Source organism: Candidatus Microthrix subdominans (genome assembly GCA_016719385.1).
In the GTDB taxonomy this organism is placed as follows: Bacteria; Actinomycetota; Acidimicrobiia; order Acidimicrobiales; family Microtrichaceae; genus Microthrix; species Microthrix subdominans.
In genome coordinates, this window is sequence record JADJZA010000008.1 from 279,775 (window position 1) to 301,494 (window position 21,720).

Sequence of the window (21,720 nt, forward strand, 5' to 3'; positions counted from 1 at the left end):
CCACCGGTCGGTGACGCCAGGTCAGAGGATGTCGACGGCCCGGTGAGGCCAGGGCGGAGGATGCCGCCGGCCCGGTGAGGCCAGGTCGGGGGATGTCGACGGCCCGGCAAGGCAAGGCCGGGGCGGAGGAGGCGTCGGTGCGGCGATGCCAGGTTAGAGGACGTCGACGGCCCGCTGGGCCAGCCAGGCGTCGGCCAAGCACAGCAGCATGGCAGCTTCGACCAGCGGCACTGCGCGGGGGAGGACGCAAGGGTCGTGGCGGCCCTTGGCCGCCAGCTTGACCGCTTCGTTGCCTCGGTTGACCGTGTCCTGAACGCTTCCGATCGTGGCGGTCGGCTTGAAGGCCACCCGGCAGATCACCGGCGCCCCGTTGGAGATGCCCCCTTGGATGCCGCCGGAGCGGTTGGCGGCGACGTCGGGTCGGCCGTCGGCCCCCGGCACAAACGGATCGTTGTGGGTGCGGCCGGTCATCGTGGTGCCGGCAAAGCCCGAGCCCACCTCGAAGCCCTTGGCGGCAGGCAGCGACATGCACGCCGTCGCCAGCGTGGCGTCCAGCTTGTCGAACACCGGGTCGCCCAGCCCGGCGGGCACGCCCCGGGCGACGCACGTGACCGCTCCGCCCAGGCTGTCGCCGTCGCGTCGGGCTGCGTTGATCGCCGCTTCGATGCGGGCGGCCGCCTCCGGATCGGGACAGCGGGTGGGGCCGGCCTCGACGTCGGCCAGGGTGACCCGGTCCGGGTCGACCTCGGCGGTGATATCGCCGACGCTGCTCACCCAGCCGAGCACCTCGATGCCGGCGCCCTGGGCCAGCAGCTGGCGGGCGATCCCGGCGGCGGCCACCCGCCCGACCGTCTCGCGGGCCGAGGCCCGGCCGCCGCCGGACGCCGCCTGCACGCCGTACTTGGCGTCGTAGGTGTAATCGGCGTGGCTGGGGCGATAGACGTCGGACATGTGTCCGTAGGCGCCGGGTCGCTGGTCGGCGTTGCGCACCAGCATGGCGATCGGCGTCCCCAACGTGACTGCGTCCCCCTCCTCCTCCATGGCGACGCCGGAGAGAATCTCGACCCGATCGGCCTCTTGGCGTTGGGTCACCAGGCGACTCTGGCCGGGACGGCGTCGGTCGAGGTCGGCCTGCACGGCGGCGACGTCAAGCTCCAACCGGGGCGGGCACCCATCGACGATGCAGCCGACGCCGACGCCGTGGGACTCGCCGAAGGTGGTGACGCGGAACAACCGGCCGGAGGTACTGGACATGCCACCAGTATCGCCGCCGAGCGGACCCGTTCCGCACACCGGGCGTCAGACGGGTCGCACGCGACGATCAGCGGGTGAGTCCACCGCCCAGCCTGCCACCGTCGGCGTCTCGTCCCCGGCCGGGGAACGACGCACCGGCCAGAAACGCTAGGTGTACTTGCCCAGCTCGAGGCGGGCCACCATGGCCCGATGCACCTCGTCGGGGCCGTCGGCCAGGCGCAGCGCTCGGGCCATGCCCATCAGGTAGCTCAGCTCGGGGTCGGCGACGCCTTCGCCGCCGTGGATCTGGATGGCCGCATCCACCACCTGCTGAAGGACGTTGGGGGCCACCACCTTGATGGCCGAGATGCTGACGAGCGCGCCGAAGGTGCCCTGGGTGTCCAGCTCCCATGCGGCCTTCATCGTCAACAACCGGGCCTGGTCGATCGCCATGCGACAGTTGGCGATGATGTCCCGGTTGCCCCCCAGGTTCATCAACGGCTTGCCGAAGGCGGTCCGAAGAACCGACCGCTCGCAGAGGCGCTGAAGCGCCCGTTCGGCCGCGCCGATCGCCCGCATGCAGTGATGGATGCGGCCGGGGCCGAGCCGTCCCTGGGCGATCTCGAAGCCCCGCCCGGGCCCGGCGATGATCGCTTCGGCCGGCAGCCGAACGTTGTCGAAGAGGATCTCGGCGTGTCCGTGCGGCTCCCCGAGATCGCCGAAGACGGGCAGCATGCGCAGGATCCTCACGCCTGGGGAGTCGATCGGCACCAGCACCATCGAGTGCCGCTGATGCCGATCGGCGGACGGGTCGGTGACCCCCATGAAGATCAGGAACGCACAGCGCGGATCGCCCGCCCCGCTCGTCCACCATTTCTGGCCGTTGAGCACCACCTCGTCGCCGTCCAACTCGGCGGTGGCCGCCATGTTGGTGGCGTCGCTCGAGGCGACCGCCGGTTCGGTCATCGAAAAGCCCGAGCGGATCTCGCCATCGAGCAACGGCAGCAACCACTGTTCCTTCTGCAGGTCCGAGCCGTACTGCACCAGCACCTCGGCGTTACCGGTGTCGGGGGCTGCGCAGTTGAACACCTCGGGGGCGAGGAAGCTGCGCCCGGTCAGCTCGGCGACGGGTGCGTAGTCGCGGTTGTTGAGGCCCGCCCCGTGGGTCTCGTCGGGGAGAAACAGGTTCCACAGGCCCAACTCCTTGGCCTGTCCCTTCAGTTCCTCGACGATCGGCGGCACCCGCCACTGACGCCAATCGTCGCTCCCCGACAGCTGATCCCGGTAGGTCGTCTCGTTGGGCACGATTCGCTCGCGTACGAAGCGCTCCACCTGCTCCATGACGATCTGGGCCCGTTCGGAGTGCTCAAAGTCCATGATGGCCAGGGTAGGGCCCGGGGTCGGTCGGCGCTCCGGCTTGGTCGATGTCTTCTCCGACGTTGAGCCCGAGATCGGCCCCCGAGCTTGGGCCGGCACCCTGTGGCGAACAGGTGTTCCCCGACTGGGGGTCGGTAGTAGTGTTGTCCCGTGGCTGAAACGATTCGGATCCGGGGTGCCCGGGAACACAACCTGAAGAACGTCGACTTGGAGCTGCCCCGCGACAAGCTGGTCGTGTTCACCGGTCTGTCCGGGTCGGGCAAGTCGTCGCTGGCCTTCGACACGATCTACGCCGAGGGGCAGCGCCGCTACGTCGAGTCACTGTCGGCCTACGCCCGCCAGTTCCTGGGCCAGATGGACAAGCCCGACGTCGACTTCATCGAGGGCCTGTCGCCGGCGATCTCGATCGACCAGAAGTCGGCATCGCGCAACCCGCGATCGACGGTCGGCACGGTCACCGAGGTGTACGACTACCTCCGGTTGCTGTTCGCCCGCGTTGGCGTTCCCCACGACCCGGAGACCGGCGAGGAGCTGGTGCGCCAGACGCCCCAGCAGATCGTCGACCGGGTGCTCCGTCTTGAGGAGGGCGCCCGCTTTCAGGTGCTGGCGCCGGTGGTGCGCGGCCGCAAGGGCACCTACGAGCAGCTGTTCGCCGACCTCTCGAAGGAGGGATTCGTCCGGGTGCGCGTCGACGGCGAGATCCGTGAACTGGCCGAGCTGGTGGCGCTCGGGGCCGACAACGGCCTGGCCCGCTATGAGATCCACCACATCGACGTCGTCGTCGACCGCCTGGTGTTACGCGAGGGCATCGACCGCCGGCTGACCGACTCGATGGAGACAGCGCTGCGCCTCGGCGAGGGCGTCGCCCAGATCGAGCTGGTGCCCAAGGAGGGCGAGCCGGAGACGCTGACCTTCTCCGAAAAGCTGTCCCGTCCGTCCGACGGCAAGAGTTTCGAGGAACTGTCGCCCCGCAACTTCTCGTTCAACTCGCCCTACGGCGCCTGCGAGCACTGCGACGGCCTGGGCACGACCTTCGAGGTGGACGCCGACCTGGTGGTGCCCGACCCGGAGCTGGCGGTGGCCAAGGGCGCGATCGCCCCGTGGGCGTCCGGTCACGCCAAGTTCTTCCACCGGTTGCTCGAGGCGGTGGGCGAGGAGCGAGGCATCAACCTCAATACCCCGTGGGAGGACCTGCCCGCCAAGGACCGCAAGACGCTGCTGCACGGCACGAGCAAGAAGGTGAGCGTCCGGTTCCAGAACCGCTACGGACGCACCCGTAGCTACCAGGCCAACTTCGAGGGGGCCATTCCCTACCTGCGCCGCCGCCACAGCGAGGCGGACAGCGACTGGGCCCGCGAGCAGGCCGAGAGCTACATGCGCCAGGTGGCCTGCTCGCACTGCGGCGGTGCCCGGCTGAACCCGCTGGCGCTGGCGGTGACGATCGACGGCCTCAACGTGCACGACCTGTCGTCGATGTCGATCTCCGACGCGGCCGACCGGCTGGTCGCCATGAAGCTGGACGAACGCCAGCTGCTGATCGCCGAGCGCGTGCTGAAGGAGATCAACGCCCGCCTGCGCTTTCTGGTCGACGTGGGCCTCGACTACCTCAACCTGCACCGTGGCGCCGCCACCCTGTCGGGTGGCGAGGCCCAGCGCATCCGCCTGGCCAGCCAGATCGGCTCCGGCCTGGTCGGCGTGCTGTACGTGCTCGACGAGCCGTCGATCGGCCTGCACCAGCGCGACAACCACCGGCTGATCGAAACCCTCGAGCGCCTGCGCGGCTTGGGCAACTCGGTGATCGTCGTCGAACACGACGAGGACACGATCCGGGCTGCCGACTACGTGGTCGACGTCGGCCCGGGCGCCGGCGAGCACGGCGGCGAGGTGGTGTACGCCGGCCCGGTCAAGGGCCTGCTGAAGTCCAAGACAAGCCTGACCGGGCAGTACCTGTCCCAGAAGATGTCGATCGAAGTGCCCGACCGGCGCCGCGCCCCGGGCGATCGCTGGTTGCGCATCGTCGGCGCCCGCGAACACAACCTGAAGAACCTCACCGTCGGCATTCCGCTCAGCTCGTTCGTGTGCATCACCGGCGTGTCCGGGTCGGGTAAATCCAGCCTGATCAACGACATCCTCATGCGCTCGCTGATGCAGCACGTCTACAACTCCAAGGTGGCGCCCGGCCTGCACCGCAAGGTGGAGGGCCTCCAGCACGTCGACAAGGTGATCGACATCGACCAGTCGCCGATCGGGCGGACCCCACGTTCCAACCCGGCCACCTACTCGGGCGTGTTCGACCACATCCGCAAGCTGTTCGCCCGCACCCCCGAAGCGAAGGTGCGCGGCTACCTGCCCGGCCGGTTCAGCTTCAACGTCAAGGGCGGCCGCTGCGAGGCCTGCTCCGGCGACGGCACGCTGAAGATCGAGATGCACTTTCTGCCCGACGTGTACGTGCCGTGCGAGGTGTGCGGCGGCGCCCGATACAACCGCGACACCCTCGAGGTTCGCTACAAGGGCAAGAACATCGCCGAGGTGCTCAACCTGCCGATCGACGAGGCCCTCGAGTTCTTCAAGGCCCAGCCGGTGATCTCCCGTCACCTGGAGACGCTGGTCGACGTCGGGCTCGGCTACGTGCGCCTCGGCCAGCCGGCCACCACGCTGTCGGGTGGCGAGGCCCAGCGGGTGAAGCTGGCCGCCGAGCTGGCCAAGCGCTCGACCGGCAACACGGTGTACCTGCTCGACGAGCCGACCACCGGCCTGCACTTCGAGGACACCCGCCGCCTGTTGATCGTGCTGAAGCGCCTGGTCGAGGCCGGCAACTCGGTCGTGGTGATCGAGCACAACCTGGACGTGATCAAGTCGGCCGACTGGCTGATCGACCTGGGCCCGGAAGGCGGTGACGGCGGCGGCACCCTGATTGCCGAGGGCACCCCCGAGCAGGTGGCCAAGGTGGCCGAGAGCTACACCGGCGCCTACCTGGCCCCGATGCTGGGCCTCGAACCCGCCTAGCCCGCCAGACGGCTCACAGCACGCCCAGCAGCTTGAGCGCTGAGGCGCCGAGGACCGCTGGGATGGCGGCGCGCACCAGTTTGCCGTCGTAGTAGGCCGATACGCGGGCGCCGATGATGACGCCCGGGAGGCTGCCGATGATGAGTGAGCCGGTGATCGCTGCGGACACGTTGCCGATGCCGAGGTGGGCGATGGCTGCGGCGCCGACGAGTGGGACGGCTTGGACCAGGTCGGTGCCGACCAGTTCGGACCGGCGGAGCTTGGGGTACAGCAGGGTGAGCACGGCGATCATCAGCGAGCCGGAGCCCACCGAGGTGAGGCCGACGACCGTGCCTCCGACCAGCCCGAGGGCTGCGGTGGGCCATGGTCGCACCGGGGTGGGTGGGCCGTCGTGGTCGGAGACCGGGTTGCGGGCGCGCCACACCATGACCGTGGCTGCGGCCAGGAGTGTGATCCCGAGCATGGTCTGCACGAGGGAGTCGCCCTGAGTGCCGACCGCTTGGAGGAGGGCGACGCCCAACAGGGCGCCGGGGACCGATCCGAGTGCCAGCCATCTGACCAGGTCCCAGCGAACCGTGCCCGCCCTGGCGTGGATGGCCCCGCCGAAGGGTTTGACCGCCAGGGAGGTCACCAGGTCGGATCCGACCGCAGCGGTGGGGCTGACACCGAAGAGCAGCACGAGCATCGGCGTCAGCAGGGCACCGCCACCCATGCCGGTCAGGCCCATCGTGAAGCCGCCGGCCAGGCCACCGATCACCAGGCCAGGATCGATCCAACTCACGAGTCCGCCAGCACAGGGCGTCATGTTACGCCTTAACCCGACCAGTTAGGTCAAGTATCGGTATCGGCGACGGGCGCGACGGGCGAACCGGTTCGATCGGATCGCCGGTGGCGGAGATCGGGGAGGGGAGGCCCGGACGCGTCGTATGATGCGACAGCGGGATCTTCGACCCCCCCCGAGCCCCGCCGGAGGTCAGTCTGATGTTGCGACTTCAAGGTCGGCTCGGCGCCCGCTACACCGATGCCACACCCGACGAGCTCGATGAACGCATCGCCACGGCCAAGGCCGCCCTGGGTGAACGGCTGTTCATCCTCGGGCACCATTACCAGCGCGACGAGATCATTCGCTGGGCAGACGCCCGCGGTGACAGCTTCAAGCTGGCCAAGTTGGCCCAGGCCCGCCCCGAGGCCACCTACATCGTGTTCTGCGGGGTGCACTTCATGGCCGAGGCGGCCGACGTACTCACCTCCCCCGAGCAACGGGTGATCCTGCCCGACCTCAACGCCGGCTGTTCGATGGCCGACATGGCCGACCTCGAATCGGTCGAGGATGCCTGGGACGAGCTGGCGGCGGTCACCGACATCGCCAAGATCGTGCCGATCACCTACATGAACTCCTCGGCGGCGTTGAAGTCCTTCGTCGGCAGCAACGGCGGCGCGGTGTGCACCAGCTCGAACGCCCGGGCGGTCCTCGACTGGGCCTTCGCCAAGGGAGAGGGCACGAAGGTGCTGTTCTTCCCCGACCAGCACCTGGGCCGCAACACCGGCTTCGACATGGGCTACGACGAGTCCGACATGGAGGTGTGGGACCCTCGCCGGCAGCTGGGCGGTCTGAAGGAGGCCGAGGTGAAGGAGGCCACCTTCCTGCTGTGGAAGGGCCATTGCACCGTGCACCAGCGGTTCCGTCCGGCCCACATCGAGGATTTCCGTGCCGAGCACCCCGACGGCATCGTCGTCGTGCACCCCGAGTGCGCCCACGACGTGGTGGAGCTGGCCGACGTCGTCGGCTCGACCGAAGTGATCCTGCGCACGGTCACCGAGGAGGCTGCGCCCGGCTCGGTGATCGGGGTCGGCACCGAGGTGCACATGGTGCAACGCATGGCCGCCGAAAACCCCGACCGCACGATCGTGTCGCTCGACCCGCTGGTCTGCCCCTGCTCGACCATGTTCCGCATCGATGCGCCCCACCTGTGCTGGGTGCTGGAAAACCTGGTCGAGGACAACGTGGTCAACGAGATCCGCGTTGATGACGACACCGCCGAGTGGGCTCGGGTGGCGCTGCAGCGCATGCTCGACATCGTCTGAAGCGCAGGCCGATCCGGTGAGCGACGATGTCTGAGGAGCCCGATGTGAACGACCAGCCCAACGCCACCTGGCCGCTGTCCTACGACGAGGCCGGGCGGGGTGGCGAACCGCTGATGCTCGTGCACGGGTTCACCGGCGGTCGGGCCGACTTTTCCGAGTGGATCGATCCGCTGGCCGCCATGGGCCGCCACGTCGTCGTGCCCGACCTGCGAGGTCACGGCACCAGTGGTGGACCGGCCGGTGCCGACCGCTACGGCCTCGATGCCTTCGCCGCCGACGTCCTCGGGCTGGCCGACCTGCTCGGCTGGAACCGCTTTGGGCTGCTCGGCCACTCGATGGGCGGCATGGTGGCCCAGCGGATGGCGATCGGGGCTCAGGATCGGCTGACCAGCCTGGTGCTGATGGACACCCACCATGGGGCGGTCGGCGGCATGGACCCGGGCCTGGTCGATCTGGCGATCGAGGTGGCGCTCACCGAGGGCATGGAGGCGCTGGCGACTGCCATGGATCAGCTGGGCGGGTCCCCGCTCGAGACCGAACCGGCCCGACGCCTGCGCCTTGAGCGCCCGGACATTGCGGCGATCGACCGGGCGAAGCTGGTTGCCAGCCATCCGGACATGTACGCCTCGATGGCCCGCCAGCTGATCGGTGCCACCGACCGACTCGACCAGCTGACCGCCGTGTCGGTCCCGACGCTGGTGATCGTCGGCGAGCACGACCTGCCCTTCATCCCCGCCAGCCGGGCGATGGCCGCCGCCATCCCCGGGGCGCGGCTGGTCGAGGTGGCAAACGCCGGCCATTCGCCCCAGCGGGAGGCACCCGACGCCTGGTGGCGGGCGCTGTCGGAGTTTCTGAACGGCTCCTAGAGCGCCGGGGTCGGCTGGGCGAAAAGGGCGCCGACACACCCCGGTGGCTAGCCTCGCAGGCTTCCATGCAGGCCATCTCTACCCCCCTCGTCGAACCGGCGCTCGTTCTCGCGCTCCTGTTTGTGTTGGTGCTCGTCGCTCCGCTGGCCGCCCGTGCGGTCCGGATGCCGTCGATCATCGGGTTGATCGTCGCCGGCATCGTGATCGGGCCGTCGGCGCTCGGCCTGCTCGAGCGGGAGGGCACCGTCGAGGTGTTGGGCAACGCCGGTCTGCTGTATCTGATGTTTCAGGCCGGCCTGGAGCTTGACCTGGAGGAGTTTCGGGAGCGGCGCACCCAGGCGCTCACGTTCGGTGCGCTGACGTTTGCCATCCCCTTCGGCGTCGCCATCCCCGTCAACCTGGCCCTCGGGTTTACGACGACCGCCGCCATCCTGCTGGCGCTCAGCTGGGCGCCCCACACCCTGCTGGCCTACCCGGTGGTTCAGCGGCTCGGGCTGACCAAGGCCCGCTCGGTGGCCATCACCGTCGGGGCGACCATCGTCACCGACACGGCCGCACTGATGACGCTCGAGATCCTGATCGAATCGCACGAAGGCCGGCTGAGCCCCGGGTTTGTCTTGAAGCTGATCCCCACCGCCGGCGCGGTCGTGGCGTTTATCGTCGCCGGGCTTCCGTGGCTGGGCCGACAGTTCTTTGCCAGCGTCGGCCAGGACCGTTCGGTTCGTTTCCTGTTCATCATGGCAGCGATGTTTCTCTCGGCCGGACTTGCCGAACTGGCCGGACTCGAGCCGATCATCGGGGCGTTCCTGGCCGGTTTGTCGCTCAATCGGCTGGTCTCCGAAGGGTCCGAGCTGAGCAATCGCATCGAGTTCTTCGGCTCGGCGTTCTTTATCCCGGTCTTCCTGATCTCGGTCGGCATGCTCGTCAACCTCGGCGTGGTGGTGAGCGATCCCAGCATCCTCGTGCGGGCCGGCGTCTTCTCGTTGGTGGCGGTCGGCACCAAGGTGATCGCCGCCTTCATCGCTGGAAAGATATTTGGATACAGCGGCACGGAGATCGGGGTGATGGCCTCCCTGTCGACGGCGCGCGCCGCCGCCACGCTGGCCGCCGCCTTCGTCGGGTTGAGCGTCGGCCTGATCTCGGAGATCACCGTCAACACCGTCGTGCTCGTCATCCTGGTGACCAGCCTGGTGTCGTCGCTGCTCGCAACCCGCTTCGGCACGCAGTTGCCCCCGCCGGAGGAGCGGCGCCGGGCCCCGGCCGAGAAGGTGCTGGTGCCGATCGGCGACCCCGAACGCTCCGGAGACCTGCTGCGGCTGGCCGGCATGCTGGCCGCCCCGGACACCGGCACGGTCGTGCCGGTGTCGGTGCTCGACCTCGAGGCCACCCAGGCCGAGGTGACCGCCAGGCGCAACGAGCTGGCCGAGGCCGAACGGTTGGTGTTGGGGGAGGGGGCCGAAGCCACCTCGGTGGTCCGCCTCGACCTCACCCCGTCGACCGGCATGCTGCACGCCTCGGTCGAGCAGGCGGCCACGTCGCTGCTCGTCGGCTGGAAGGGCTTCGCCAACCGCAACGGATCGGCATTCGGACAACGCGTCGATGCCCTGCTGGCCGCCAGCCCGGTACCGGTGATCGTCGCCCGGCTGGGCCCGGCGGAGAACTGCAAGCGCGTGGTGGTCGCCGTCTCCGACCACGACCTGACGCCCGCCGGCGGACCGGGCATGGACCTGGCCGTGTTGATCGCCCGCCGTCTGGCGAAGGCCCACCGGGCCGAACTTCACATCCTGGTACCACGCGAGCAGGTGACCCACGAGCGCCTGGGCCTCGAGAACGACCAGGGAACGCTCAAGGTGGAACGCCGCCGCTTGGCGGCGGCACTGCGCGACCTGACGACGCCCGGCGACATGGTGGTGGTCACCCAGCCGCGGGTCGAGCCGGGCCTCGGTGGCGAGGTGCCGCGCCTGGCGCGTGCCCTGGTCGACCGGTCGCTGCTGGTGATCGCACCCCGTTAGGGCCGTCGCCTCCGGGCCCGCAACCAGCGTGGTCACGGTAGGGTCCCGGTCATGGCCAACGAACGCCCTGTCGGACTCTCGACCGGTGGTCCACCCGAGACCGTGATGCCCACGCCGCCAGAATCGCTGCTCAGCGCCCTGGCCGCGGCGACGACGCGCGATGACGTGGCCTCGGCGGTCGGCCGCTTCCCGACGTGGTCGCTGGCCTGGGCAGCGCTTGGCGACGTCGGGCGCGACGACCTCGAGCGCTACGCCGCCTACCGGGTGGGCTACCACCGCGGCCTCGACCTGCTCCGCCAATCCGGCTGGCGCGGTTCGGGCTACGTCCGCTGGGCCCACCCGTCCAACCGGGGGTTTCTGCGCTGTCTGGTCGGCCTATCGGTCGCCGCCGAGGCGATCGACGAACGCGACGAGGTGGACCGCCTCGACACGTTCATCGCTCAGCTCGACCCGGCCTGGGATCGAAACACGACCACCGAGGGGGAAGCGCTCACATGACCGAGGCTCATACCGACACGGACCATGCCGCTACCGACGAGACGGATCCGGACGCGACCAACACCGACGTGGGGACGTTCCCCGCGGTGGGCACGGCGGTTGACCAGCTGCTCGACACGATGCGCACCGAGCGCGCCGACGACCTCGACTGGCGGGGTGGCAAGGCGTTCAGCCTGGTGTACAACGCCGACGATCCGGAACTGGAACGGCTGCAGCACGACGTCGCCGACATGTTCCTGCACGAGAACGCCCTCAACCCGTTTCGCTATCGCACCCTGTTGCACATGGAGGGCGACATCGTCGCCTGGGCGAGCAACCTGTTCGGCGCTCCGGAGGGGGCGGGATCGATCAGCTCCGGCGGCACGGAGAGCATTTTTCTGGCCGTGCAGGTCGCGCGCGACGAGGCTCGGGCCCGGGGCAACCTGGCCCCCACGATCCTGACGCCCGAAACCGCCCACCCGGCGTTTGCCAAGGCGTGTTCGTACCTCGATGTCGAGCGCATCTCCATCCCGCTGCGCGCCGACCTGCGCGCCGACCCGGCGGCGTTCGAGGCCGCGCTCGACGAGCGCACGATCATGTTGGTCGGTTCGTCGCCCTGTTACCCCTACGGCGTGATCGACCCGATCCCCGAGATCGCCGGCATCGCAGCCCAGGCCGGCATCCTGTGCCACGTCGACGCCTGCCTGGGCGGCTGGTTGCTGCCGTTCTGGGCCTCGATCGGTCGGAAGGTCCCCCCGTTCGACCTGACGGTTCCGGGCGTCACGTCGCTGTCCGCCGACATCCACAAGTACGGCTACGCCTACAAGGGTGCCTCGGTGATCCTGTACTCGTCGCCGGAGTATGTCGACCGTCAGACGTTCATGTTCGACGACTGGCCGGGCGGCCTGTACGCCTCGCGCACGACGGCCGGCACACGCCCGGGCGGGCCGATCGCCGGGGCGTGGGCCACGATCGCCCACCTGGGACGTGACGGCTACGAGCGCCAGGCGAGGCGGGTGGCCGCGGCCACCGACGGGTTTCGGGCGGCGGTCGACGCGGTCGACGGTCTTCAGGTGACCGGGGACCCGGACATGTCGGTCTTCGAGATCTCCACCCCGGAGGGCAGCGGCGTCGACCTCGAAGGGGTCTCCGACGAGATGGACGCCCGCGACTGGGCCCTTGACCGTCAACAGGGTGGGCTGCACGTGATGTTGTCGCCCGGCCACGACCGGGTGATCGACGAGTTTGCCGCCGACCTGGCCGCTTCGGTGGCCGCCGGACGCACCGGCGCAGGTGCCGAGGCGGTGTACGGCTCGGTAGTCTGAGGCCCACTGCCCCCCGGCGAGCGGTTCGACCGCCCCGGAGCCGACGACGAAGAAGGCCTGTGATGAGCGACGTTCCCCAGATTTCGATCGAGCACCTGATCACCGACCTGGAGCAGGGGGTGCCACTGATCGACGTGCGTGAACGCGACGAGTACGAAGAGGCCCGCGTTCCGGGCGCCCAGCTGATGCCACTGGTCGAGTTGCCCGAGCGCCTGGGTGCGATCCCGACCGGTGAGCCGATCGACCTGATCTGTCGCAGCGGCAACCGCAGCCAGCGGGCCGCCGAGTTCCTCATCGGTCAGGGGTACCTGCCCCGCAACGTCGCCGGCGGCACCGATGCCTGGATCGGCGCCGGATACCGCGTGGACACCGGGTCCCAGGGTGCATAGACGGACCGCCCGGAGCGGTAGCGATCATCTCGATCCTCCGGATTGGGAACTGATCACCACCCAGGACGCCTTTGGTGAGTTGCTCGACGAGTGGATGGGCGTCGAGCGGTACGCGCTCGACACCGAGTTTCATCGCGAGGGCACCTATCACCCCCGGGTGGCGCTCGTGCAGGTGGCATGGCCCGGACGGCTGGCGCTGATCGACCCCCTCGAGGTCGACCTGGCGCCGATGGTCGAGGTGCTCAACAGCGACATCTGTGCGGTGATGCATGCCGCCCGCCAGGACCTGGAGATCCTCTACCGCGTGTGCGGGCAGGTACCCAACGTGCTCTTCGACACCCAGACGGCGTCAAACTTCGTCGGCTTCTCCAACCCGTCGCTCGGCACGCTGTCCGAACGCCTGACCGGCAAGAAGGTGCCCAAGGGCGACCGCCTCACCGACTGGATGCGGCGCCCACTTCAGCCCACCCAGCTGAGCTATGCGGCCGCCGACGTGCGCGATCTACTGAGTATCGCGGACCGGCTGAGCGACGAACTCCAGCGCCGGGGCCGTGTGGCCTGGGCCGCCGACGCCATCGAAGCAGAGCGATGTGACGCCTGGACCACCCGTGACCCCGACGTGGCGTGGACGCGCATCAAAGAGGTGCGCCACCTGAGGGGTCAGGCCCTGGCGACCGCCCAGGCGCTGGCCAAGTGGCGTGAGGAGGCGGCCTCGTCCGACGACGTGCCCACCCGCAACCTGCTCTCGGACCTCGGCCTGGTCGGTCTGGCCCAGACCCGACCGACCGAGGTGAAGAAGGCGCGCGCCGTGCGAGGCGTCGACGGTCGCAACCTGCGCGGCGGTCGGGCGGAGGAGGCGCTGGCGGTCATCGCCGAGTCCCAGGGCCGGGCGCCGGTCGACGCCACGGCGGTGAAGTCGCCCGACGTGCCTCAGGAGCTGCGCTCGGCGATCAACCTGGTGACCACCTGGGTGAAGCAGGTCGCCCGTGATCTCGACCTCGACCCGTCGACGATCGCCACCCGCGGTGATGTCGAGATGCTGTTGGCGCCGGGGCCGGACGGCCCGCTCGGCACCGGCTGGCGTGCCGAGCTGGTCGGCGACCCCATACGCGACCTGGTGTCCGGCCGGGCCGCCCTGGCCTTTCAGCCCGGCTCGGGTCTGGTGTTGGAGCCCCGAGCCGAACGCGCCGGCTGACCGCGCCCGGGCGAATCGTCGAATCGATTCTCAGGGACTAAGCTAACAAATCTTGGAATCGAACCCGTAGCGGCGCCGCGACGTGCGGCTCCGCTGTGACCGCCGCACTACTACCCCGTGGAGCGTGACCCGTGAAAAAGGGTCGTCATCGTCGTTTCGAAGAGGCACGTGCCCTCAAACGAAGCTCTGATATCGATATCGAAGCCGTCTTCTCCGTGCCCAAAGGGCCCTGCGACGAATGCGGAGCCGAACCGGAGGACAGCCACGCCAGTTGGTGCATGGCCGAGGAAGCGCTCGAAGAAGAGTACAGCTGAGGGCCGGTTCAGGATCGGGCATGGTTGCCGCCGGTACCGCACGGGAGTGGTTTTCGCTCGCTGACGGCGAGGGAACGTGGCTGTTCGACATCACGTTTCTCGCCAGCGCGTGGCGCTGCATCTGGGGCGAGGGCTGCCCCGGCATCGAGCCCGAACCCGACGTGGCCGCGGCCATTGGCTGCTGCACTCACGGTGCCCACTTCGCCGACGACGGCGACCGCCGACGGGTGAGCGAAGCGGTCGAACGGCTGGGACCGACCCAGTGGCAGCTTCGACCGGCCGACCGGCGGCGCTCGCCCTTCCTCCGCGGTGAGGACGGCTGGACGACCCGCGTCGTCGACGGCGCCTGCATCTTCCTGAACCGCCCCGGTGATCCCTCCGTGCCGGCGGGCTGTGCGCTGCACGCCGCCGCCGTGGCGGCGGGGGAGCGGCCCCTCGACTGGAAGCCCGAGGTGTGCTGGCAGTTGCCGTTGCGCCTCGAGCACCACACCGACGAGAGTGGCGACGCCCTGCACACGCTGCGCGACTGGCGGCGGCGTGATTGGGGCGAGGGCGGCGAGGAGTTCGGGTGGTGGTGCACCGAGGAGCCGGCCGCGTTCAGCGGCCCCAGCGCCGTCTACGAGTCGTTGGCCGATGAGATCGCCGAGCTGGTCGGTCCGCAGCGCTACCGCACCCTCGCCGACTATCTCGATCGCCGCCGCACGCCGAACGCCGATGCCGCGACGCCCGTGATGCTGTCGCACCCGGCGGTGCGTCCTGGAGCCGAGGCGTCGGCGTGAGCGGCGAGTTCGACGAACTTCGCGGCCGCCTGGAAGCGATCTCCGAGGAGCTGGCCGACCTGGCGATCGCCCGGCTGCGCGACTCGATCGATGCGGGCGGTAGCGAGCTGCCGATCGACGAACGGCGCCTGACGCGGGCTCGTCGGGCGGTCGAGAAGGCAGCCGGTCTGCTGCGGGAACCCGACGACTTCTAGCCCCTCAGATCTCCACCTGCACGCCGAGCTCGATCGTCTGCTCCGGCGGCAGCTTGAAGAAGGCATCGGCGGTCGTGGCGTTGCGCAGCATGACGACGAACAGGTGCTCACGCCACTGGGCCATGCCGGGCCGATCGGTCACCCGCAGCGTCTCCCGGCCGAGCACGTAGCTGGCGTTGGTGAAGTCGAGTCCGGTGAGCTCGGTGCCCCCTCGGGCCAGCTCGGCGGGCACGTCGACATCGTCGGTGAAGCCCAGGTTGATCTTCAGCTGCCAGAGACCGTTGGCCAGCCGATCAGCGGTGAGCCGCTCCTCCTCGGGCACGTGGGGCCGACTGTGTACCTCGACCGCCAGGACACAGACGTGCTCGGGGAGCACCCGTGCGTGGCGGAGGTGTGACGACAACGACTGGGGCACGACGTCGGGGTTGGAGCCCAGATACAGCCCGACGCCCGGGCCCCGCTGCGGCGCCTTCTCGCCAAGCTTGGCGGCGAAGTCGGTGATCGGCAGCGCCTGATCGGCCAGCCGTGCGGCGGTGAGCGCCCGCCCGGTGTGCCAGGTGGTGAGGACCAACAGCAGCACGGCGCCGATCGTGATCGGGATCCAGCCGCCCTTGGGGATCTTCGGGATGTTGGCCCCGAGGAATGCCAGGTCGATCGTCAAGAAGAGGGCGGTGAGCGCCACCGTTGGCCACTTGGACCAGCCGAAGCGGTCGCGCGCCACCCGGTAGAAGAGGATCGTCGTGATGAACATCGTCGACGTCACCGCGATGCCGTAGGCGGCGGCCAGGTTGGCGGAGCTGCGGAAGATGAGCACCAGGGCGACGCAGGCGACCAGCAACGCCCAGTTGACGACGCCGATGTAGATCTGGCCTTCCGCCTCGTCCGAGGTGTGGGTGATGCGGACTCGCGGCAGGTAGCCCAGCTGCACCGCCTGGCGGGTGAGGCTGAAGGCGCCGGAGATCAATGCCTGGCTGGCGATGACCGTCGCCATCGTGGCCAGGATGACCAGGGGCCACAGGGCCCAGCGGGGAGCCATCCGGTAGAAGGGGTTGTCGATGCGGTCGGGGTGGACCAGCAGCATGGCGCCCTGCCCGAAGTAACAGAGGACCAGCCCGGGCAGCACGATGCGGTACCAGGCTTTGCGGATCGGCGAGGCGCCGAAGTGACCCATGTCGGCATAGAGCGCCTCGGCACCGGTGACGACGAGGAACACCGACCCGAGGGCGATGAAGCCCCGGGTTCCGTTGTTGATGAGGAAGTTGAGCCCGTACCAGGGGTTGATCGCCTTGAGCACGCTCAGCTCCTCGACGATGTGGGACAGGCCGAGCGCGCCGATCACGATGAACCACAGCAGCATCACCGGGCCGAAGATCCGCCCGACCGCAGCGGTGCCCCGGCGCTGGACGCTGAAGAGCCCGACGAGGATGATGATCGCCAGCGGGACGACCAGCGGCGCCATCGACTCGGTGACCACGCTGGTGCCCTCGACGGCCGACAGCACCGAGATGGCGGGGGTGATGATGCCGTCCCCGTACAACAGCGCTGCGCCGAACAGCCCGATCACGATCAGCAGTGCTGCCCGTTGGCCCACGTTGACCGCAGACCCCTTCGGTCGGAGCAGCGCTGTGAGAGCGAGGATGCCCCCTTCGCCATGGTTGTCCGCCTTCAGGACGAACGTCAGGTACTTCAACGACACGATCAGCAGCACGGCCCACAGCACGAGCGAGAGGACGCCGAGGATGTTGGCCTCGGTGATCGGGGGCGGCGTGTGCCCGGCACCTTCGAAGGTTTCCCGGAGGGCGTACAGCGGGCTGGTGCCGATGTCGCCGAAGACGACGCCGAGCGCGCCGAGCGTCACCGCCCCTTGTGCCAGGTGTGGTTGTTGTGCAGCGGTTTTGGTCACGGACAACTTCGAAGCAGCGGGCACCAACAGGCGGGTGCCGAGAGCGAAATACTAACCCCAGCCCCCGACGCGACGGCGCACTCGGAGCATCAGCGGCGACTCGGTCGGGGCAGCCCAGCGGCGATCGCCAAGGTCGATCGGCTGAGCAGCGCCCACACCTTCACCTCGCGGTGCACGAGGTTGAGCGCGTTGAGCGCGATCACACCGAGCAGAAACGAACCGATCGAGATGCGTCGGCCCTTGACGTTGAAGGTGCGCGTGACGGCCCACCGGCATGGCCGGGGGGGCCACCGGGATGCAGCGACGACGGCGTCGATGTCGCTGCTGCCGACGGCGGCGTCGGGCTGGGCGGTCACGCTGTCCTGGTGGACCCGGTAGTGCATCAGCAGCTCGCCCAGGTTGTCCACCTTGGCCCCCGATCGGCTGATCGCCAGCCACAGGGCCAGGTCCTCGGCATCGGGCCACTCCGACGGATAGGTGAGCTCCCCGGTGCGGCGCCGATCGATCATCACGGTGGGGTGGGCGATCGGGTTGCCGAAGTAGAATGACGCCGCCACCAGATCGGGGCCGGTGGCGAAGCGGCGCGACCCGACGGTGACCCCTGAGGAGTCGATGTAGTCGTGGGCGGTGCCGATCACGGCGATGTCCCGGTGGGTCCTCAGATAGTGGACCTGGTGATCGAAGCGCCGGGGATCGGCGATGTCGTCGGCGTCCATGCGGGCCAGGTACCGGCCGCGGGCGGTCCCGATGGCCAGGTTGAGGGCGGCGACCAGCCCGACCGGTCCCGCATCGATGACCCGAAGGCGGTCGTCGTGGGTGGCCCGGTCGCGCAACACGCTCAGCGAGCCGTCGGTCGACCCGTTTTCGACGGCGATCACCTCCAGGTCGCCCAGGGTCTGGCTCAGCACGCTGTCGAGCGCCTCGGCGAGGAAGGCGCCACCGTTGTGCACCGGCAACAACACGCTGACCAGCGGAGCAGGCCCGGTCGGAGGGTGCGCGCCGTCGGTCATCGTCGCCCCGAGGCCGAAGCCGGGTCCCCGCCCGGCCGTCCGCCGCGTCGGTGTCTGCCGTGGCGGTCGCTGGCAAGCTCGGTGATCTGGCGCACCAACTCGCGGTTTGCCGGGTCAGCGGCGGGGGCTTCATCGGTTGGGCCGTTGTGGACGGCCGGTTCCGACCCCCACACCCGGTCCCGAATCGATGCCGGAAACACCATCGTTCGCCAGGCTCCGGTGGCGACGATCTCGGTCAGCTGGTCGAAGCTCCGGGCGACGCGTTCGCTGACCAGGTCGTCGTAGTCAAACATGAACGTCCCGCTGGACAAGCGGCGATAGCGGTCGAGGTCGAAGGGGTAAAAGATGACCGGAAGACCGATCAGGGCGGCGTCGAACATCACCGAGGAATAGTCGGTGATCACGCCGTCCACGTCGCCGAGGATGGCCCCCAGCTCCTCATCGTTGGCCACCAGCGAGATGCTGGCGCTGCGCCGGGGCAGCGCCAGCCGGTCGTAGAGGTGGCCCTTGATCAGCAGTTGGGTGTCGCTCGCAGCCAGAGCGGCCTCCAGCTGTTCGAGGTGGGGCAGTGCCTCGTTGAGCTGGAAGCCCCCCTCACGCCAGGTCGGGGCGTACAACAGCACGGCGGGCCCGTCCCCCGCGGCGGTTCGCCGGCGCTGCGCAGCAACGGTCGCCGGCCCGAGCCGGGGTGGGCGGCCGATGACGACGCTGCGGGCCCGGGCGCCGAAGGCCCGCCTCATCGTGTCGGCCACCTCCTCCGAGGTGGCGAGCACCACGTCGTTGGGCACGGTTCGTGCCAGGTACACCGTGGCGGCTCGAAGCCGGTCGATGGGCGTCCGTGGGTGGTAGACGCGCGACGCCGAGCCCACCGTGACCAAGTCCTCGATCTGCTTGAGCGGCACCCCGTGGTACAGGTTGACGCCGACCGCACCGCCGGTGAGCGCCAGGTTGATGTCGGAGACGTCGAAGGCGTACACGGCCACCCCGGCCCGCAGAACCTCCCAGGATCCGCGCAGGCTGCGCCTCAACCGGGCGGGCCGGCCGTCGGCCACGATCCGGTCGACCGTCGTCGGCGACCCGGAGATCCAGGTGGCCCGCACCGGCCTGTCGGGGCCCTCCGACTGGGGTGCCACGCCCCGGTCGACCAGGTACTCGAACAGATACCGGGGGTTGTCGACGTAGGCGTCGCCCCGGCTGCCGAACACCCAGCGGTTCGGGTCGCGCGGCAGGAGGGCGACGAGCGAGCGCACGACCCGCTGGACCAACCCGGTGAGGACCCGCCCGGCCGGGGCAAGTGCGTTGCGCACGCTCATGTCGACCCTCGGCCCCGGGCCGCGCACGCGATCCTCATTCGGGCCAGCGTAGTTGCCCCGGTAGCGTGGTCCGATGCCCGAACGCCGAGCGACGATCGCGCCCAGCACCGATGCCGACGGGGTGCAGCGCCTCGACCTGGCCGACGGTCGGAGGCTCGCCTACGAGCTGGTCGGGCCCACGGCCCGGAACGAAAACGACTCCGGTGAAGGCGCCGTTTCCAGTGACCCGGCGGCCCCGGTGGTGCTCGTCGTGCACGGCACGCCCGACAGCCGACTGGCGACGCCCCCCGACCCTGCGGTGCCCGGCGTGTGCCAGGTGCTCATCGACCGGCCGGGCTTCGGGGACAGCGACGTCGACCCGGGGGCCACCCCGGCGTCGGTCGCCGATGACCTCGCTGAGCTGTGCGGGCACCTCGACGTGGAACGGGTCGGGGTGATGGCCTGGTCGGCGGGGGCGCTGTTCGGGCTGACGCTGGCCGCTCGCCATTCGGCGCTCGTGTCCCGGTTGGTGTTGGCCGCTCCGCTCGCTCCGGCCGAGTCCTGGCCGGTGGCCGCCCCGGATCGTTTCGGCTTCGACGAGGCTGACGTCGCCGACATTGCGCCCTTGCTCGTCCCGCCCGATGTCGACCTCGACCTGGCGATCACCATCGCGTTGGGCGACGAAGCACCGCACCGCACCGAGGTGGAGGCGGTGCCGGGCGCGGCGCAGCGGTTGGGTGAATCGGTGCTGGCATCGGTCCGCTCGGGAACGGTGGGCCTGGAGCGCGACCTGGCCGCCCAGCTGGCGACCCCCGACCTGCCAGCGGTGGTGGCACCCTGCCACCTGGTGCTCGGCGACGCCGACGCCGTCTGCCCCCCGGCGATGGGCGCCTGGCTGGCGGAGGGCCTCGTCTCCGCCGAGGTCACCGTCGAGACATTGCCCGGCGCCGGCCACGCGTTCCCGCTGGTGCGCTGGGCCGAGCTGATCACGGCGGCCGCCGGCCTCTGAGAGACTGTGATGATGATGCTCAACGCGTTCGGCCGGGATCGCTCGCTGGGGCTGGCGGTGGCCTCGGTGCGCGACTATCGGGAGGCGGCCCGACGTCGGCTGCCCCGCCAGATGTTCGACTACATCGACGGTGGCGCCTACGAGGAGGCGACCCTGGCGGCCAACACCGCCGATCTGGAGGCGATCTCGCTGCGACAGCGGGTGATGCGCGACGTCTCGAATCGGTCGATGGGCACGACCGTGCTGGGCGAGCGCCTCGAGTTGCCGGTGATCCTGGCGCCGGTTGGGCTGGCCGGCATGTTTGCCGCCCGCGCCGAGGTGCAGGCGGCCAGGGCGGCCGAACGAGCCGGGGTGAGCTTTGTCGAGTCGACCGTCTCGATCTGTTCGGTCGAGGAGGTGGCCCAGGCGACCGAACGGCCCCCGTGGTTCCAGCTCTACGTCATGCGCGACCGCTCGTACGCCGAGGCGCTGATGGCACGGGCCCAGGCGGTCGGGTGTCGGGTGCTGGTGCTCACCGCCGACCTGGCGGTGGTCGGCGCCCGTTACCGCGATACCCGCAACGGCCTGGGTGGCGATATCTCGGCCCTGGGCAAGGCGGTGCGGGGCATCGACCGCGTGCGTCACCTGCGCTGGGTGCGCGACGTCGGCCTCGGCGGCCGACCGCACACGTTCGGCAACCTCACCGACGCGGTGCCGGGCGCCACCTCACCCGACGACTTTCGGACCTGGGTGGACGCCCAGTTCGACCCGTCGGTCACCTGGGGCGACCTGGCCTGGGTGCGCGCCCACTGGGACGGGCCGATCGTGCTCAAGGGCATCCTCGACCCCGAGGACGCCCGGGCGGCCGCCGACGCCGGGGTGGAGGCGGTGGTCGTGTCCAACCACGGCGGCCGCCAGCTCGACGCCGTGCCCTCGACGGCGGCCGCATTGCCGGCGGTGGTCGAGGCGGTCGGCGATCGGGTGGAGGTCCTGGTCGACGGCGGGGTCCGCAGCGGCCTCGACGTGCTGAAGATGATGTCGCTGGGCGCCAGGGCCTGCCTGGTCGGCCGCCCGTGGGCGTGGGCGGTCGCCGTCGACGGCGAGGCCGGCGTGACCCACCTGCTCCAGATCCTGCGCGATGAGCTGGCGGTGGCGATGGGCCTCACCGGAACCGACGACGTGGCCAAGCTGGGGGCGGACCACCTGTTGTAGGGCGACCTCGGGCGGCCCGACGAGGATGCGGGTGGGTCCGAATTGCTCGGTGCCGAGCGTCGA

Annotated in this window: 19 protein-coding genes; 13 read left to right on the forward strand and 6 right to left on the reverse strand. The window is 69.8% G+C overall.

All coding sequences use genetic code 11. The features are described from left to right. Positions 1–153: 153 nt before the first annotated feature. Positions 154–1,254 carry a chorismate synthase gene (aroC, locus tag IPN02_15715; protein ID MBK9298251.1) on the reverse strand — a complete coding sequence of 367 codons (1,101 nt, stop codon included), beginning with the start codon at positions 1,252–1,254 and terminating at the stop codon, positions 154–156. Between the two features lie 147 nt (positions 1,255–1,401). Then, complete coding sequence (locus tag IPN02_15720) at positions 1,402–2,610, reverse strand: acyl-CoA dehydrogenase family protein (GenBank protein MBK9298252.1); 1,209 nt, start codon at positions 2,608–2,610, stop codon at positions 1,402–1,404. Between the two features lie 150 nt (positions 2,611–2,760). Here IPN02_15720 and uvrA point away from each other — a divergent pair, with 150 nt between their 5' ends. Next, positions 2,761–5,616, forward strand: coding sequence for an excinuclease ABC subunit UvrA (gene uvrA / locus IPN02_15725; GenBank protein MBK9298253.1), 2,856 nt, complete (start codon positions 2,761–2,763; stop codon positions 5,614–5,616). Positions 5,617–5,629: 13 nt separating this feature from the next. Here uvrA and IPN02_15730 read toward each other — a convergent pair whose 3' ends face one another. Next, entirely contained in the window at positions 5,630–6,421 is a 792-nt protein-coding gene (locus IPN02_15730) for a sulfite exporter TauE/SafE family protein (GenBank protein ID MBK9298254.1), read from the reverse strand. Positions 6,422–6,597: 176 nt separating this feature from the next. Here IPN02_15730 and nadA point away from each other — a divergent pair, with 176 nt between their 5' ends. From nadA to IPN02_15780, 10 genes are all read left to right on the forward strand, one after another. Then, positions 6,598–7,701: a quinolinate synthase NadA gene (gene nadA / locus IPN02_15735; GenBank protein ID MBK9298255.1), complete on the forward strand. Its 1,104-nt coding sequence runs from the start codon at positions 6,598–6,600 to the stop codon at positions 7,699–7,701. A gap of 26 nt (positions 7,702–7,727) precedes the next feature. Next, entirely contained in the window at positions 7,728–8,567 is an 840-nt protein-coding gene (locus tag IPN02_15740) for an alpha/beta fold hydrolase (protein MBK9298256.1), read from the forward strand. Between the two features lie 65 nt (positions 8,568–8,632). Next, complete coding sequence (locus IPN02_15745) at positions 8,633–10,579, forward strand: cation:proton antiporter (GenBank protein MBK9298257.1); 1,947 nt, start codon at positions 8,633–8,635, stop codon at positions 10,577–10,579. A gap of 51 nt (positions 10,580–10,630) precedes the next feature. Then, complete coding sequence (locus IPN02_15750) at positions 10,631–11,077, forward strand: DUF3151 family protein (GenBank protein MBK9298258.1); 447 nt, start codon at positions 10,631–10,633, stop codon at positions 11,075–11,077. Next, a complete protein-coding gene (locus IPN02_15755; protein ID MBK9298259.1) occupies positions 11,074–12,381 on the forward strand; it encodes an aspartate aminotransferase family protein in 1,308 nt (435 codons plus the stop codon). The genes IPN02_15750 and IPN02_15755 overlap by 4 nt, the downstream gene beginning before the upstream one ends. Before the next feature lie 62 nt (positions 12,382–12,443). Continuing rightward, positions 12,444–12,770, forward strand: a complete 327-nt coding sequence (locus IPN02_15760) for a rhodanese-like domain-containing protein (protein ID MBK9298260.1) — start codon at positions 12,444–12,446, stop codon at positions 12,768–12,770. Further along, entirely contained in the window at positions 12,763–13,965 is a 1,203-nt protein-coding gene (locus tag IPN02_15765; protein MBK9298261.1) for an HRDC domain-containing protein, read from the forward strand. Before IPN02_15760 ends, IPN02_15765 begins: the two co-directional genes overlap by 8 nt. 131 nt (positions 13,966–14,096) lie before the next feature. After that, positions 14,097–14,279 (forward strand): hypothetical protein, encoded by a 183-nt coding sequence (locus IPN02_15770; GenBank protein MBK9298262.1) that lies wholly within the window; start codon positions 14,097–14,099, stop codon positions 14,277–14,279. A 20-nt stretch (positions 14,280–14,299) separates the two neighbouring features. Next, complete coding sequence (locus tag IPN02_15775) at positions 14,300–15,058, forward strand: hypothetical protein (protein MBK9298263.1); 759 nt, start codon at positions 14,300–14,302, stop codon at positions 15,056–15,058. Then, positions 15,055–15,252, forward strand: a complete 198-nt coding sequence (locus IPN02_15780) for a hypothetical protein (protein MBK9298264.1) — start codon at positions 15,055–15,057, stop codon at positions 15,250–15,252. Before IPN02_15775 ends, IPN02_15780 begins: the two co-directional genes overlap by 4 nt. Before the next feature lie 4 nt (positions 15,253–15,256). Here IPN02_15780 and IPN02_15785 read toward each other — a convergent pair whose 3' ends face one another. The 3 genes from IPN02_15785 to IPN02_15795 form a co-directional block, all read right to left on the reverse strand. Continuing rightward, the gene (locus tag IPN02_15785; protein MBK9298265.1) at positions 15,257–17,179 is read right to left on the reverse strand and encodes a potassium transporter Kup; all 1,923 of its coding nucleotides are present in this window, start codon (positions 17,177–17,179) and stop codon (positions 15,257–15,259) included. A gap of 65 nt (positions 17,180–17,244) precedes the next feature. Then, entirely contained in the window at positions 17,245–18,165 is a 921-nt protein-coding gene (locus IPN02_15790) for a glycosyltransferase (protein MBK9298266.1), read from the reverse strand. Next, the gene (locus IPN02_15795) at positions 18,162–19,478 is read right to left on the reverse strand and encodes a CDP-glycerol glycerophosphotransferase family protein (GenBank protein ID MBK9298267.1); all 1,317 of its coding nucleotides are present in this window, start codon (positions 19,476–19,478) and stop codon (positions 18,162–18,164) included. Before IPN02_15795 ends, IPN02_15790 begins: the two co-directional genes overlap by 4 nt. A gap of 73 nt (positions 19,479–19,551) precedes the next feature. On the opposite strand from IPN02_15795, the gene IPN02_15800 reads away from it, so the two are divergent. Continuing rightward, the gene (locus tag IPN02_15800) at positions 19,552–20,466 is read left to right on the forward strand and encodes an alpha/beta hydrolase (protein MBK9298268.1); all 915 of its coding nucleotides are present in this window, start codon (positions 19,552–19,554) and stop codon (positions 20,464–20,466) included. A gap of 9 nt (positions 20,467–20,475) precedes the next feature. Then, positions 20,476–21,657 carry an L-lactate dehydrogenase gene (locus IPN02_15805; protein MBK9298269.1) on the forward strand — a complete coding sequence of 394 codons (1,182 nt, stop codon included), beginning with the start codon at positions 20,476–20,478 and terminating at the stop codon, positions 21,655–21,657. Positions 21,658–21,720 lie beyond the last annotated feature (63 nt).

Bases quoted from the DNA above. Each gene is read 5' to 3' on its own strand.
- aroC (MBK9298251.1), bottom strand. From the start codon at position 1,254: ATGTCCAGTACCTCCGGCCGGTTGTTCCGCGTCACCACCTTCGGCGAG.
- IPN02_15720 (MBK9298252.1), bottom strand. From the start codon at position 2,610: ATGGACTTTGAGCACTCCGAACGGGCCCAGATCGTCATGGAGCAGGTG.
- IPN02_15730 (MBK9298254.1), bottom strand. From the start codon at position 6,421: ATGACGCCCTGTGCTGGCGGACTCGTGAGTTGGATCGATCCTGGCCTG.
- nadA (MBK9298255.1), top strand. From the start codon at position 6,598: ATGTTGCGACTTCAAGGTCGGCTCGGCGCCCGCTACACCGATGCCACA.
- IPN02_15740 (MBK9298256.1), top strand. From the start codon at position 7,728: ATGTCTGAGGAGCCCGATGTGAACGACCAGCCCAACGCCACCTGGCCG.
- IPN02_15745 (MBK9298257.1), top strand. From the start codon at position 8,633: ATGCAGGCCATCTCTACCCCCCTCGTCGAACCGGCGCTCGTTCTCGCG.
- IPN02_15750 (MBK9298258.1), top strand. From the start codon at position 10,631: ATGGCCAACGAACGCCCTGTCGGACTCTCGACCGGTGGTCCACCCGAG.
- IPN02_15755 (MBK9298259.1), top strand. From the start codon at position 11,074: ATGACCGAGGCTCATACCGACACGGACCATGCCGCTACCGACGAGACG.
- IPN02_15760 (MBK9298260.1), top strand. From the start codon at position 12,444: ATGAGCGACGTTCCCCAGATTTCGATCGAGCACCTGATCACCGACCTG.
- IPN02_15775 (MBK9298263.1), top strand. From the start codon at position 14,300: ATGGTTGCCGCCGGTACCGCACGGGAGTGGTTTTCGCTCGCTGACGGC.
- IPN02_15790 (MBK9298266.1), bottom strand. From the start codon at position 18,165: ATGACCGACGGCGCGCACCCTCCGACCGGGCCTGCTCCGCTGGTCAGC.
- IPN02_15795 (MBK9298267.1), bottom strand. From the start codon at position 19,478: ATGAGCGTGCGCAACGCACTTGCCCCGGCCGGGCGGGTCCTCACCGGG.
- IPN02_15800 (MBK9298268.1), top strand. From the start codon at position 19,552: ATGCCCGAACGCCGAGCGACGATCGCGCCCAGCACCGATGCCGACGGG.
- IPN02_15805 (MBK9298269.1), top strand. From the start codon at position 20,476: ATGATGATGCTCAACGCGTTCGGCCGGGATCGCTCGCTGGGGCTGGCG.